A 14,038-nucleotide genomic window follows, 5' to 3' on the forward strand; every position below is an offset into this window, starting at 1 on the left:
CCCAGAAAGGATTTTAACCTTGAATGATATAATCCAGCAAATAATCTTCACCGGAAGAGTTTTACACGAGTTAAAGCTCGTATCATCCCATGGTGGAAATCTTAGCATAAAAGATGGAGAATATCTTTACATCACAAAAACAGGAAGAATGGCAGGCTTTTTGACAGAAGAAGATATTATAAAGCTTCCAATCCACAAAGAAACAGAACAAGATAAAGAAGCATCGATAGAGCTTATCGTCCACAGACAGATCTATAAAGACAATCCAAGCATAAATGCAGTAGTCCATGCTCATCCAATCACAGCCACAGCCTTGGGCTACTTTCTAAGAGAATTTATACCAATGGATATAGAAGGAGAATTATTCATAAAAAAAGTACCAATCTTAGAAGTAGAAAAACCATCAGCGTCCCTAGAGCTTGCTATTGGCGTAAGTAAATTATTTCAAGAAGGTTATAAAATCTGCATAGTCAAAAATCACGGCTCATTTTCGGCGGGAAAAACCATCAATGAAGCGTTAAAATATACATCAACCTTAGAAAATTCAGCGGAGATATTCTACAAATGGATGACTCTAAAAAAGATGCAGTCATAAATCACTATCTAAATAAGTTTAATATCCTTCCTACTCAGCTAAACCCAAAAGAAAGAGAATTTTTAGAATCTTTAACCGAAAAATATGAACTTCAAGATATCATCGAAGCAATCAACTTGCTTGAAAAAAGACCAAAAAGTTTAAAAACTCTTGAAAAAGAATTGATCAAACATCTAAAAGATTTATCACTTGTCAAGCATAAAGAAATTGAAAATAATCTTCAAACTAAGTCACCGGAAAATAAAGAAACTCCAAAGCCTAAAGCCAAAGTTTTAAATTCTAAATCTTCCTTGCCTGAAAAATGGAGTTTATTATTTAATAAATACAACATTCCTGAAAGTATTGTAAATTTCTCAAAGCTTGAAATGCTAAACGACTATCTTAAAAATATCTACTTGTCTGACCTTGTAGCTGATTATTTGCTGAAAAATTTACCACCAGAAAAATTAAACAAATACATAAAAAAAGCAGAAAAACATTTTTCAAACATAAACTTAACAGAACCAGAAAAGGAAGAAGCATATAAAATTTACATTAAGTATTTGATAAAAAAAGATTTAAAAATCTTATTTTAATATTTTGGCACCGTTGGGTCTATTTCGTCAGACCAAGCTAAAATACCACCTTCTACGTTTTTAACACGGGTAAATCCATTTTGTAATAGCCATAAAGTAGCCTGAAGGCTTCTGTTTCCACTTCTACAAAATACATATATATCCTTATCTTTTGGAAGGCTGTTTATAACTTTTGGAAGACTCATAAGTGGAACAAGCATCGCATCTTTCTCTTTAATTCTTGAAAAAGCGTATTCTTGCGGCTCTCTAACATCTAACAGTATAAAATCTTCGCCTTTATCTATCTTTTCTTTTAACTCTTTAACAGATATATGTATTTTTTTATACGTCTCTTTGTCTAAGTACATTCTTATCTCCAATTCTTTTTATCTTTTGAAATATTATAATATTTTAATATTCTAAACTCAAAATCTTGATGACAAAAGTCATTTCTATTAATCATAAGGGTGTTCCAAAATTTTCGTAAGCTTACCTTTCCGTGTCATCCTGAGGCTGTAAGCCGAAGGATCTCCTCTTTAAAAGGTAAGAAAATGAGTAGGGGCAATTCATGAATTGCCTATACAATAAATGAGTGAGAGGTAAAAGGACGGAGATTCTTCGCCGACTACAGAATGACGATGTTGGTTTTTTCAAGCAGTCTCTATTAATCATAGTTAAAATCGTAATTTTTCTGTTATAATTAAAAATAAAAACCTAAGAAGGTGCTGGATGTTTAAGCTTTTTACGATTTTATTTATAGTCATATACTTTTTGTCTTCTATTAGTTTTTGGGTTTATTTATATACAAAAAACTCTAAATATCAAAAACTTGGCTATTCTTTCTTTGGAGCTGGGTTTACACTTCAAATTTTAGTATTCTTATTAAGAACCTATGAAATTAGAGCCTTGCCTTTAAACACTTTGGAAGAACTTTTAAGCTTTTTAGCGATTATTATATCAGCTGTTTTTTACGGATTTTCCTTTGTATACAGAAAAAAATTAATAGAGTTTGGCTCTCTGATCGCTCCTTTGGTTATGTTTTTGACTGCTTTTTCTTTACCTTTACACTCAGAAACTCAAAATATTTATAACAACATCTGGTTTTATCTTCATGTGGCATCTTTGATTTTATCTTACGGATTGATAGTTTTTTCTTCTATTGCTGCAATTTTATATATTCTTACAGATAGAGATTTGAAAAATAAAAAACTAAACTCTTTTTTTGTTTCTAAATTTTCTTCTTCTTTAACATTGATTCAAAATCTTGAGTATAAATCTGTTATTTTAGCTTTTATATTTTTAAGCCTTGGATTAATAGCATCATCTATATGGACTGCTATTTACATAGGTAAACATTGGACTTGGGATATAAAGCAGACGATGTTATTTTTACTTTGGATTTTTTATGGTTTTATTTTACATACAAGAATCATTAAACAGATTAAAGGTAGGAAAGCTTCTTATTTGACATTAATCGGCAGTTTGTTTGCTTTTATAGTATTTTGGCTGATAGGCCATCCAACTTTTTAATAGTGGTCGCTTTCTAAGTCATAAGATTTAGTTTGATTGGGTTTTTCTTTCTCTGAGTAAATCAGTACATACTCTGCTAATTTTCTTGCTTCTTCATAAGGAATGTTAAATGGTGGCATATATGCAAATCCTGGCCAGTTTGATGGATTTGGTTTTATGATAAGTTTTGCGACTTTATCAATAGCTTGCTTACTTTTTCCATACCTTTCTCTTATCTCTTTAAAAGAAGGTGCTGCAAGTCTTTCCGTTGGTGAATGACAAGAACCACATCCATACTTTTTAAATAAAAATTTTCCATCTTCCGCAAAAGAAACGTTTGATATTAGAAGTATCAATAAGATTGAAATATTTTTTGAAAATTTCATGACAGAAGAAAATCAGGGGGCTGTTAACCCCCATTTTTTAGAATTACTTGTTTGAAAGAATGAATTGTGCCAATGCTTTTAATTCATCATCTTTCATAGCTTTTGTAGTGTTGAGTTGTGGCTTCATCACAGCTTCTTTAGCTGGGTCAACGATAGCTTTTCCTTGTCCTTTTAAGAACTTGATAAGGTCAGCTTCTTTTCCAGCGTAAGCACCTGCAATTTTCTTTAAAGCTGGTCCAACTGTGTCAGCTGCTGCTTGGTGGCAAGCTGTACATCCTTTTTGTTGGAAAAGAGCTTTTCCGTCAGCTGCAAATGAGCCAGCAGCTAATACTGCTACTGAGAGTGCAGATAAAACTAACTTCTTCATGCTTCATACCTCCTATTAAAAATTTTCATTTAATAATCTAACCTATTCTAAATACTCTGTCAATTACAAATTTTTAATTTAACTTTAATTTTTAATTATTCAAAAACCATGCCAAAATAAAATGTTAATCTATCAGCTTTTTAATAGACTTGGATTTCTAATTTTGCAATTTTTCAAAAAAGTTTGCAAAAGTTTTAAAGGATTGTATATTTATACTACTATGGGATGATACCTTGAGAGAGAAATCATGTGGTTTTTATATAATTTAAAAAAGGAGATCCTTCGGACTGAAGTCCTCAGGATGACAGAGAAAGGTTGAATGATAAGCATCAAAGAAAGGATAACCTTATTTGTCATTCTGAGCGAAGCGAAGAATCTCATTCTTTTATTGAATTTTTTACCCGACTATATTTATATAGGATGATTAAAGTCATAACAAAATAATAATGATTACTGATAAGATTAATTAAAACTTTTAAAGGGAGGTGTATCACATGGAAGAAAAAGTAATCTTAGTAGGTCAACAAGTACCAGATTTTGAGATGGAAACTTACGATCCATCAACAGGGAAGTTTGGAAAGTTCTCTTTAGCAGATGCTAAAAAAGAAGGGAAATGGGCAATTTTATTCTTCTATCCAGCAGACTTTACATTCGTATGCCCAACAGAATTAGCAGATTTAGCTGAAAAGTACGAAGAATTAAAAAAGCTTGGTGCTGAAGTTGTTTCTGTTTCTACAGATACAAAATTCGTTCACCTTGCATGGCAAAGAGATGAAAAATTACTTGCAAACGTAAAATATCCGATGGGTGCAGACCCAACAGGAAAAGTTTCAAGAATGTTTGGAGTATACGACTGCAACACTGGTTTAGCTTTAAGAGGAACTTTCATCATTAACCCAGAAGGAAAGCTTGTATCTTCTGAAGTTAACTTCTACAACGTAGGAAGAAATGCAGATGAGCTTGTAAGAAAGATGAAAGCCAACGCATACTTAATGTCTCATCCAGATGAAGCTTGCCCGGCTAAATGGGAACCAGGTAAGAAGACATTAAAACCATCTGAAGAGCTTGTAGGACACGTTTACGAAGCTTTACAAGAATAATAATATATGGGGGCTGTTTTTCGCCCCCTTATACAAACAACCATGATATTTAAACTAATTAGATATACACCACAAAAAATAGAGATAGAAATTACAGAAAATCAAGTAATCCAAATGTTTCCTATAGAACTTACAGAGCATCCAAATTTTGGTATAATCCAAAGATTTTGGAAATCAGAAAATCAAACTTACAGTATAGATAATTTTGATGCCTCACAAATTTTAGACCTATCAACAACAAAAATATATAAAAGATTAAAAGATGATGTTATGTTAGATATTTTAAACAAAGAAGAAAAGCTAAAAATTGTACTTATTTACAATAATACAGAGGATGTTTATGATCTGATTAAGTTATATCCTCAATAGATTTTCCTTTTGCTTCAACGCCAAATTTAGACCATATAAAAAATCCTATAAAACCTATAAGCCACAGCAAACTTAAACCTAATACACTTAATTTATAATCTATAGTTGCAAGATAGGTTAGTATTGGTGGAGCCAGCATTCCTGAGATTCTTCCAATGACAGATAAAACACCGATAGCTGTAGCCCTCAAATAAGAAGGATAAACCTCCATCGCAGATACATAAGCAACGCTTGCAAAAGAGTATGCAACCAATGAATAAACAAAAACTGTAGTATAAATATCCTGCGATGTTAAAAAGAAAAAAGATGTTAAGAGAGAAAATAAAGCTACAGTCGTTCCTGTTATTTTTCTACCAAGCTTGTCAGATAAAAAAGATACAACTATACCACCGATTAAACCACCAATGCTTGCAGTTAGTAAAAGATTTGGAATTTCTTTTGTAGGAAGATTATACTGATTTGTAATTACCAAAGGTAAGATAGTAATAAAGCCATAGTATGTTGTCAAAATTGTAAAACTCATAGCCGTTCCAAATAAAAACCTTCCTCTGTACTTTTTGAGAATAATCTTCACCGCATCTAATAAACTACCCTCAAATACAGGAATTTCGCACTGTTTGTTTATTGGCTTTGCATGATATTTCTTTTCTAATTCAGATACAATCTCTTCGGCTCTTTCTATTAGTCCTTTCGATATTAGCCATCTTGGAGATTCTGGAATGAAAAATCTTATAAATACTATCAATAGTGCTAAACTACCGCCAAATAAAAACGCATACCGCCAAGCTTTTTCTTCAGGAAATGAAGACAGTAGATACATCCCAACCAAAGAAGCAAAAATACTTCCAAGATTCCATGATGCAGTTATAAAACCATCAACTCTTCCCCTAAATCTTGATGGAATAAACTCATCTATCGCTGAATGGATAGCAGAAAACTCGCCACCAAGTCCAAATCCTGTGATAAATCTTAAAAGCAATGCAATTTCAAAAGAGTTAGCAAAGCCTGTTAAAAATGTTCCAAGAGAGTATAAAAGTAGTGTTATGAAAAATATTTTCTTTCTTCCGAACTTATCAGCTAAATAACCAAAAATAAACGCTCCAACCAAAGCACCAATTAAAAAACTGCTAACAAGCCAAGATGATTGAAAAACAGATAGATTTAAAGATTTAGCCATAGACTTTAAAACTACGCTTACGATTACAACTTCAAAAGCATCTAATATCCAGGTTATGCCAAGAGCCATAACAAACTTAGTATGAAACCAAGTCCATGGAAGGTTATCAAGCCTACAAGTTAAATCTGTTTTTATATATCTCATTTGTTATCTTTCTTTTTCAGAGCTTGTTTGATAAGATTTCTTCCTGAATTTTCTTGCATACATGACTTATACGCACACATTCTACATAAAATGTCATTTGGATTATATCCTTTTGAATATCCATTTTTTATAACTTCTTCCGGTAAACTTTCTATTTCTCTTTCTAAATCTTCTTTTTTTATCATTTAGATTTCCTATGTTTTTAATATTTTATTCTATTTTAGAATAAGGAAAATTACTTGAATTATGAGATTCTTCACAATAAGATTTTATGTCATTTACTTAAAGCAGGGTTTGAAACAAACTCAGAAGATACAGCCAACAAACGAAGTATATGTTTAACAATAGCTTACAATAATAAATCATGCACGTCTAGTGAGAAATTCAATAAAATTAGGAGATTCCGCCGGCTGCAGAATGACGATAAAAAAAGTATTAAATTTAATAAAATGTCTCAATGAAGTTAAAAGCAGATTTATTGGGGGCTGATTTTAAAGCCCCCAGCGTAATTATTATTCACAGCTTGGACATATCTTTGCAAGCAACGGGTCAGTAGGACATGCATCTACGTTTCCTGCTTTAACCTTATCAACTATCTCATCACCATATTTTTCTCTTGCCATTCTTTCCAATTCTTCTAAATCTTTATTAACTTGGTCTTTAGCTCTTGCAAGTCCAAAACCTCTTCTTTCTCCTCTCTTGTTTACGTTCATTGTGTATTTTTCACCTTTGATAGTTTTGTCTATAAAGCAGTAGTAGGTTGATTTAAGTCCTTTTTCCCAAGCATACATGTAGATGTTTTCCATATCATCTCTTAAATCTTCTTCTATGTATAAAGATTTAGAAACAGCTTGGTCTATATACTGTTGGAATGCTGCTGCTATATCTATTTGTCTGTATGGGCTTACTTCATATGCTGTTTTGAATAGTCTTTTATCCACTACTCCTTCCAGCTCATCTATATACTGAATACTTCCTTGGTTTGCTTTTATTTTTTCCAGCATCTCTTCATTCCAGATACCTTTTTCTTCCAACATTTTCATAAGTGGCTTGTTTACTACGATAAATTTGCCTGATAGTGTATCTCTTGAGAAAATATTAGAGAAGTAGTTGTCTATACTTGAAGAAGTTCCTGCTATGATTGAGATTGATGCTGTTGGTGCTATTGCAAGTAAGACTGCGTTTCTTCTTGGAGGATAGTTATAAGGGTGAGTAGGTGAGTAGGTGAGTAGGTGAGTAGGTGTTTTTTCGTTAGGATTTAGTTCTTCACTTTTCACTTTCTCACTTTCTCGCTTACTCACTTCATAATAGTGCGGGAATGCTCCTCTTTCTTTTGCCAACTCTTCAGATTTTCTATACACTGTTTCTCTCATAAATTTGGCTATCTCTTTTGCAAGTTCTATAGCTTCATCGCTGTCGTATGGAATTCCAAGATAGATCAATGCTTCATGGAATCCCATCAATCCTATGCCAATAGGTCTTAAGTCCATTGTGTTTTTTCTTGACTCTTCTGATGGATAAAAGTTTTTATCTAAAATGTTATCAAGTGCAACAACCATTGTTTCAAGTGTATCTTTTAGTTTATCCCAATCGATGGAGTGAGTAGGTGAATAAGTGAGTAAGTGAGACGTGTTTTTTTCGTTAGGACTTAGCTCTTCACGTTTCACGTCTGACGTCTCACGTTCAACCTTCTTCAAATGTCTTGCTAAGTTAACAGATGCAAGGGTGCAAACTGCTGTTGACTGAGGTGAGTTTGGTATTGATATTTCTGTGCATAGGTTAGATGAGTTAATTACACTGTATTTAGGACATGGGTTGTGTCTATTGTGTGCATCTTTGAATGTAAGCCATGGATGTCCTGTCTTTGCAAGTTTGAATAGATATTTTTTATAGAAATCTCTACTGTCTATCTTTTTCCAAAGCTCTAACTCTCCTCTTTCTGCTTTTTCTATACATTCTTGGTATTTTTTAGCAAACTCTTCTCCGTAGCTTGTTACTAATTCTCTACATTCTGCAGGGTCAAATAGATAGATAGGCTCTCCTTCTTTGATTCTTCTCATTATTTCATCCGGCATCCATAGGGCTGTGTTTAAAGAAGGGGTTCTAAAGTAGGGGTTTCCTGTAGTTTCTCTTAAATCTAAAAATGCTTCTACGTCTAAATGCCAAGGTTGTAAGTACATAACTTGACTACTTCTTCTTCTGCCACCTTGCTGGATTGCGTTTACGATAGTATCAAAGATTTTTATAAATGGAATTATTCCGCTTGATTTTGCATTTAAAGAATGGATTTTTGACCCTGTAGCTCTAATTCTTGTAATATCTGTTCCAACTCCGCCTGCATATTTTGCTAAGAATGCAGTTTCTTTTGCTTTATCCATGATAGACTCGAGAGAATCATCAACTACGTTTACATAACAGCTTGAATACTGATTTGTAAGAGTTCCTGAGTTAAATAAAGTTGGTGTTGAATGTAAGTATTCAAGATTTGATAGTTTATCGTAGATTTTTAATATTTCTTCTTCTGTATTTCCTATTCCCATTGCTACTCTCATAAAGAACCACTGCGGCTTTTCTATAGTTTCAAAGTTTCTGTCTTTTGTAAGATATCTATCTTTTAACGTTGACAGTCCAAAGTAATCAAGATTGTTATCTCTTGAGTAATCTATTTTAGATTCAAGTAGGTCTATGTCAAAATTTAAAAGCTCCGGTTTTAGCAATTTTTCGTTTACTGCATAGTTTATGTAATCTTTAAATGAAGAAAATCTCCTTTCTATTCTTCTGTTGATGATTTTCAAAAGCTGTCTTGTCGCTATCGTGTCATAGATTGAACCTGTCGGAATAAGATGTTCGATAGCTTTTAATACTAAATAGTCTAATTCTTCTGTTGTAACTACTTCTGGAATTTTTAAGTCAAGTTCTTTTGTAATTTTGAAGACTATTTCGTAATCATCCGGCAGGTCAAGCCCTTCAAGAAGTGCAAATATAGCATCTACAAGCTTTTTCATTTGAAATTTTTCTTGGGTTCCGTCTCTTTTTACAACAATTCTGTTTTTGTGTCCATTCATTTGCCTACCTCCTTTATTTAAATGTGAGCGAAACGTGGAATTAAGTAAGTTATTCTTTATTAAAAAGTTACAGCAAGTCGGGTGAGAAATTAAATAAAAGTAGGAGATTCTTCGCTTCGCTCAGAATGACAAATAAGGCTATCCTTCCTTTAATGCTTATTATCCAACTTTTTCCTGTCATCCTAAGGACGTAAGTCCGAAGGATCTCCTTTTTAAATTCTACAAAAATCACTAATTTCTCACCCCAAGGTGTAACTTATTCTTTATTAATAAAGCCATACGTCTCACGTTAAAAATTCGTATACTCAGTTGATGAAACTTCAAAGAAGTTTGTTAATTTTTTAACGTCTTCTTTCTGTAAGAATTTAAGTGGGTTTTGGTCTATTCCAAACTGTGGGTCAAATCCAAGTTCTATTAATCTTCTATCTGCTATATACTTCATATATCTTTCAAGCTCTCCATAAGAAACACCGAAGATGGTTGTCCCGCCGAATTTAGTTTTTAGATAGTTTAATTCAAGCTCTACAGCATCAATGATAGATTGTCTTATGTTTTCAACAAATTGGTAATCATCAACTATCTCAGGGTTTTCTTCAACCATTGTTAAGATGGCTTCTATGCCGTTTTGTAAGTGGAGGCTTTCATCTATCAAAATAAGCTCTACACCGCTTACTACGTTTTTCATTTTTCCCGTGTCTTTCATAGCAAAGAAGTGTGCAAATGCTGAATAGAAAAATAATCCTTCTTGAATGATGTTATTTAAAAGTATAGAAGTTAGTATCTGCTTTTTGCCTTCTATCGTGTCTGGGTCTGCTTTTCCGTAAGTTATTCTGTCAACTGCTCGAACGATTAACTCTTGCTTTTCTTTTAGCAGTTTATCTTCAAGTGTGATGTTGTATATTCTTTTTCTGTCCATATCAAAGGAGTTGAGAATGATTTCGAAAAAGTCTGAATGAATGTTTTCCATAAACATTTGGGTAGAAAAGCTCATCTTTGCGTATGGGTCTGTTAAAACCGGAAAAAATCCATTTCCAACAACGTTTTGGACTAATAATTCAGATGATGCAAAGTATCCAACAGCACTGTCAAATAAATCTTTTTCTGTTGGTGAGAGAGATTTATAATCAAGCACGTCTTGTTGAATGTTTAACTCCTCCGGAAACCATACGGCTTTTTTCTGCTTAGTGTATAGCTCTTTGAAAATTGGGTATCTTGGATTTTCTGACAATCTGATATTGTCTCTAACTGATGTTTTTCCTATAAGTGCCATTTTTATTACCTCCACTATATATAGTATGTAAAACTAAATAATACACTAAATATAGTGTAATGTCAAAAAATTTAAAGATGTTTTAAGTCAATGACTTTAGAGGAAGTGAATTATTTAAGGTAATGAGTTTAAAAAAATTTTTAAATTTAGGATTGGTTAAATGATTGTAGGAATAGGTTTTTAAAAATAAAGTTGCTTATTTTGGCGTGAGAGTGAATTTTGAATGTTTATACATAATTTGCTCTGAATTTATTAGTTTTTTCACCTCTTTAATCTAAATTAGTAAGGAAATTGAATCTACTTAATTACTAATTTTTTTGACCAAAATCAAAGACTTTTTATAAATCTTTAATATATTCTGAATATTGAAATCTCCATATTCGCACCTCCACAGTTGTGTTTTCTCCCGGGCGCTTCATAAAAAGGAAGCGCCTCTTTTTTCTTAAAAAAGTGAAAAGCATAATAAAGCTATTTATGAATTTTTTATTATCTGCAAACTTATTTTGTATTTGATAATTTTAGAAATAAGTTTAAAATTGTCTTAAAATTTACTCTTGATTTAAATCAATGACTTTAATCACATATAAAGTTAAATTAAGATTTAAAAATCTGAAATTTTAAAGTACCGCCTGTATGTGAGGCGGAATACAAATATCCATACCCCATTATCTTAAATGGGAGAAGGAGAGTAAGATGGAAGAAAAAGAAAATGTTGCTCTTGAAATTTCCAGGAGGGATTTTTTGAAAACTGTTGCGGCTGTATCTGCAGCAACTGCGATAGGGATGGAAATACCTGAAGAAGTTTTAGCTGCAACCGAATCGCAAGCAGGATGGAGATGGGATAAGGCTGTATGTAGATTCTGTGGAACTGGATGTGGAATCATGATAGCTACCAAAGATGATAGAATTGTAGCAGTTAAAGGAGATCCAAAGGCACCAGTTAACAGAGGGTTGAACTGTATAAAAGGTTACTTTACAGCAAAAATTATGTACGGTGAAGATAGATTAACAACCCCCCTTCTAAGGATGAATGAAAAAGGAGAGTTTGACAAAAAAGGAAAATTTAAGCCTGTTAGCTGGCAGAGAGCCTACGAAGAAATGACAAAACAATTCAAGAAGTACTATAGTCAGCTTGGACCAACAGGTATTGGATTTTTCTCTTCTGGTCAACATACTATTATGGAAGGTTATGCAGCTCTTAAATTAATGAAAGCAGGATTTAGAAGTAATAACATTGACCCTAACGCTCGTCACTGCATGGCAAGTGCCGTAGCTGGTTTTATGCAAACTTTCGGAATAGATGAACCGCCTGGTTGCTATGATGATATAGAATTAACAGACACAATCGTTGCATTTGGTTCAAATATGGCAGAAATGCATCCTATACTATGGTCAAGGGTTTCTGATAGAAAGTTATCAAACCCAGATAGAGTTAAAGTAGTTGTTTTATCGACCTTTAGACATAGAACAATGGATATTGCCGACATTGATATTGTTTTTAGACCAAATACAGACCTTGCAATTTTCAACTATATAGCAAGGGAAATAGTATACAACCATCCTGAAGCAATAGATAAAAATTTTGTAGATAAATACTGTGTTTTTACAACCGGATATGCTGATATAGGCTATGGTATGAGAGAAGATGTTGACAATCCTAAATATTCAAGCTTAGAAAAAGAGACAATGATTAAACAGAAGAAAAAAGTAATCTCAGAAACAGAAGCACCTGCTTTAGCATATCTTGGAGTAAAACCAAAAGACGTTCTTGAAATGAAACATTCTGGACAAGCTGATGCTCATTGGGTAATTACGTTCGAAGAATTCAAAAAAGCACTTGAGCCTTACACCTTAGATTATGTTGCAAGAATAGCCAAGGGCGATCCAGATGAACCACTTGAACAATTCAAAGAAAAATTAAAAACTATGGCAGAGCTTTATATAGAGAAAGGAAGAAAGGTTGTAACATTTTGGACAATGGGATTTAATCAACATACGCGTGGTACTTGGGTTAACGAACAAGCTTACATGGTTCATTTATTACTTGGTAAAATGGCAAAGCCGGGTGAAGGTGCATTTAGCTTAACAGGACAGCCTTCTGCCTGTGGAACAGCAAGAGAAGTTGGTACATTTTCACATAGATTACCTGCAGATATGGTTGTAAACAATCCGGAACACAGAAAAATTGCTGAAAAAATATGGAAAGTTCCTGAAGGTACAATAAATCCAGTACCAGGGTCTCATATCGTCCAAATAATGAGAGATCTTGAGGATGGAAAAATAAGATGGGCATGGGTTCAAGTTTGTAATCCATGGCAAGATACAGCAAACGCAAATCATTGGATTAAAGCTGCAAGAGAAATGGATAACTTTATTGTAGTTTCTGAAGCATACCCAGGAATATCTGCAAAAGTTGCAGATCTAATTTTACCATCAGCAATGATTTATGAAAAATGGGGTGGCTATGGTAATGCTGAAAGAAGAACTCAGCTCTGGAGACAGCAAGTTACTCCGGTTGGAGAAGCAATGTCTGATTCATGGCAAGTCATTGAATTTTCAAAATTCTTTAAATTAAAAGAAGTATGGAAAGAATGGAAGCTACCAAATGGAACTGTTTTACCCGATGTTTTAAACCAGGCTAAAGCGATGGGCTATGATCCAGAAATGACATTATACGATGTATTATTTGCAAATGCTGAAGCAAAAAGCTATAAATGGCCAGATCCAATTGGAAAAGGATTTTTAAACACAGAGGCTGAAGGAGACAAGAGAAATGTTATCGGTGTTGATGGCAAGCCTTGGAAAGGTTATGGATTCTTTATTCAAAAATATCTATTTGAAGAGTACAGAAAGTTTGGACTTGGACATGGTCACGACCTTGCAGACTTTGATACATATCATAGAGTTAGAGGATTAAAATGGCCTGTTGTTGATGGAAAAGAAACTTTATGGAGATTTAACGCTAAGTATGATCCATATGCAAGAAAAGCTGGGGCTGGTGAGTTTGCATTCTATGGACCTGCTTTCAAAAAGATTCCAAAAGGAAATCTTCATGGACCTTCACAAGAAATGGTTGACCTTAAAAATAAAGCGAAAATATTCTTTAGACCTTATATGGACCCACCTGAAGTCCCTGATGAAAAATATCCAATCTGGTTATGTACAGGAAGAGTTTTAGAGCATTGGCATAGTGGTACAATGACAATGAGGGTTCCGGAACTTTACAGGGCTGTTCCAGAGGCTCTATGTTATATGCATCCAAAAGATGCGGAAAAAATAGGTGTTAAGGATGGAGAGCTTGTTTGGGTGGAAAGCAGAAGAGGTAAGGTAAAAGCTCGTGTTGCAACAAGAGGAAGAAATAGACCACCAAGAGGCTTGGTATTTGTTCCTTGGTTTGATGAGAGAGTTTACATAAATAAAGTTACTCTTGACCAAACCTGTCCTATATCAAAACAAAATGATTTCAAAAAATGTGCAGTAAAAATTTATAAAGCTTAAATTA

13 protein-coding genes are annotated in these 14,038 nt (G+C 33.3%); 6 read left to right on the forward strand and 7 right to left on the reverse strand.

Annotated features, from left to right (window positions below):
- Positions 1 to 19: 19 nt before the first annotated feature.
- Both SYO3AOP1_RS02235 and SYO3AOP1_RS02240 read left to right on the forward strand, forming a co-directional pair.
- Positions 20 to 595 carry a class II aldolase/adducin family protein gene (locus SYO3AOP1_RS02235; RefSeq protein ID WP_012459151.1) on the forward strand — a complete coding sequence of 192 codons (576 nt, stop codon included), beginning with the start codon at positions 20 to 22 and terminating at the stop codon, positions 593 to 595.
- Positions 565 to 1,170, forward strand: coding sequence for a hypothetical protein (locus SYO3AOP1_RS02240; protein WP_012459152.1), 606 nt, complete (start codon positions 565 to 567; stop codon positions 1,168 to 1,170). The genes SYO3AOP1_RS02235 and SYO3AOP1_RS02240 overlap by 31 nt, the downstream gene beginning before the upstream one ends.
- Here SYO3AOP1_RS02240 and SYO3AOP1_RS02245 read toward each other — a convergent pair.
- Positions 1,167 to 1,517 (reverse strand): rhodanese-like domain-containing protein, encoded by a 351-nt coding sequence (locus SYO3AOP1_RS02245; protein WP_007547885.1) that lies wholly within the window; start codon positions 1,515 to 1,517, stop codon positions 1,167 to 1,169. The genes SYO3AOP1_RS02240 and SYO3AOP1_RS02245 overlap by 4 nt on opposite strands.
- A gap of 361 nt (positions 1,518 to 1,878) precedes the next feature.
- Here SYO3AOP1_RS02245 and ccsA point away from each other — a divergent pair, with 361 nt between their 5' ends.
- Entirely contained in the window at positions 1,879 to 2,679 is an 801-nt protein-coding gene (gene ccsA / locus SYO3AOP1_RS02250) for a cytochrome c biogenesis protein CcsA (protein WP_012459153.1), read from the forward strand.
- Here ccsA and SYO3AOP1_RS02255 read toward each other — a convergent pair.
- Both SYO3AOP1_RS02255 and SYO3AOP1_RS02260 read right to left on the reverse strand, forming a co-directional pair.
- The gene (locus tag SYO3AOP1_RS02255) at positions 2,676 to 3,044 is read right to left on the reverse strand and encodes a c-type cytochrome (protein ID WP_012459154.1); all 369 of its coding nucleotides are present in this window, start codon (positions 3,042 to 3,044) and stop codon (positions 2,676 to 2,678) included. The two genes, ccsA and SYO3AOP1_RS02255, sit on opposite strands and share 4 nt — an antisense overlap.
- Positions 3,045 to 3,087: 43 nt before the next feature.
- Complete coding sequence (locus SYO3AOP1_RS02260; protein WP_012459155.1) at positions 3,088 to 3,411, reverse strand: c-type cytochrome; 324 nt, start codon at positions 3,409 to 3,411, stop codon at positions 3,088 to 3,090.
- Between the two features lie 494 nt (positions 3,412 to 3,905).
- On the opposite strand from SYO3AOP1_RS02260, the gene SYO3AOP1_RS02265 reads away from it, so the two are divergent.
- The gene (locus SYO3AOP1_RS02265; RefSeq protein ID WP_012459156.1) at positions 3,906 to 4,511 is read left to right on the forward strand and encodes a peroxiredoxin; all 606 of its coding nucleotides are present in this window, start codon (positions 3,906 to 3,908) and stop codon (positions 4,509 to 4,511) included.
- A 6-nt stretch (positions 4,512 to 4,517) separates the two neighbouring features.
- Positions 4,518 to 4,880: a hypothetical protein gene (locus SYO3AOP1_RS02270; RefSeq protein WP_012459157.1), complete on the forward strand. Its 363-nt coding sequence runs from the start codon at positions 4,518 to 4,520 to the stop codon at positions 4,878 to 4,880.
- Here the strand turns inward: SYO3AOP1_RS02270 and SYO3AOP1_RS02275 are convergent.
- From SYO3AOP1_RS02275 to SYO3AOP1_RS02290, 4 genes are all read right to left on the reverse strand, one after another.
- Complete coding sequence (locus SYO3AOP1_RS02275) at positions 4,861 to 6,201, reverse strand: MFS transporter (RefSeq protein WP_012459158.1); 1,341 nt, start codon at positions 6,199 to 6,201, stop codon at positions 4,861 to 4,863. The genes SYO3AOP1_RS02270 and SYO3AOP1_RS02275 overlap by 20 nt on opposite strands.
- Positions 6,198 to 6,386, reverse strand: a complete 189-nt coding sequence (locus SYO3AOP1_RS02280) for a hypothetical protein (RefSeq protein ID WP_012459159.1) — start codon at positions 6,384 to 6,386, stop codon at positions 6,198 to 6,200. The genes SYO3AOP1_RS02275 and SYO3AOP1_RS02280 overlap by 4 nt, the downstream gene beginning before the upstream one ends.
- A gap of 327 nt (positions 6,387 to 6,713) precedes the next feature.
- Positions 6,714 to 9,266, reverse strand: a complete 2,553-nt coding sequence (locus tag SYO3AOP1_RS02285) for a ribonucleoside-diphosphate reductase subunit alpha (protein WP_012459160.1) — start codon at positions 9,264 to 9,266, stop codon at positions 6,714 to 6,716.
- A gap of 289 nt (positions 9,267 to 9,555) precedes the next feature.
- Entirely contained in the window at positions 9,556 to 10,536 is a 981-nt protein-coding gene (locus SYO3AOP1_RS02290) for a ribonucleotide-diphosphate reductase subunit beta (RefSeq protein ID WP_012459161.1), read from the reverse strand.
- Between the two features lie 693 nt (positions 10,537 to 11,229).
- Between SYO3AOP1_RS02290 and napA the strand changes: the two genes are divergently transcribed.
- Positions 11,230 to 14,034, forward strand: coding sequence for a nitrate reductase catalytic subunit NapA (napA, locus tag SYO3AOP1_RS02295; RefSeq protein WP_012459162.1), 2,805 nt, complete (start codon positions 11,230 to 11,232; stop codon positions 14,032 to 14,034).
- The last annotated feature ends 4 nt before the right edge of the window (positions 14,035 to 14,038 follow it).

It is taken from the genome of Sulfurihydrogenibium sp. YO3AOP1 (genome assembly GCF_000020325.1).
Lineage (GTDB): Bacteria > Aquificota > Aquificia > Aquificales > Hydrogenothermaceae > Sulfurihydrogenibium.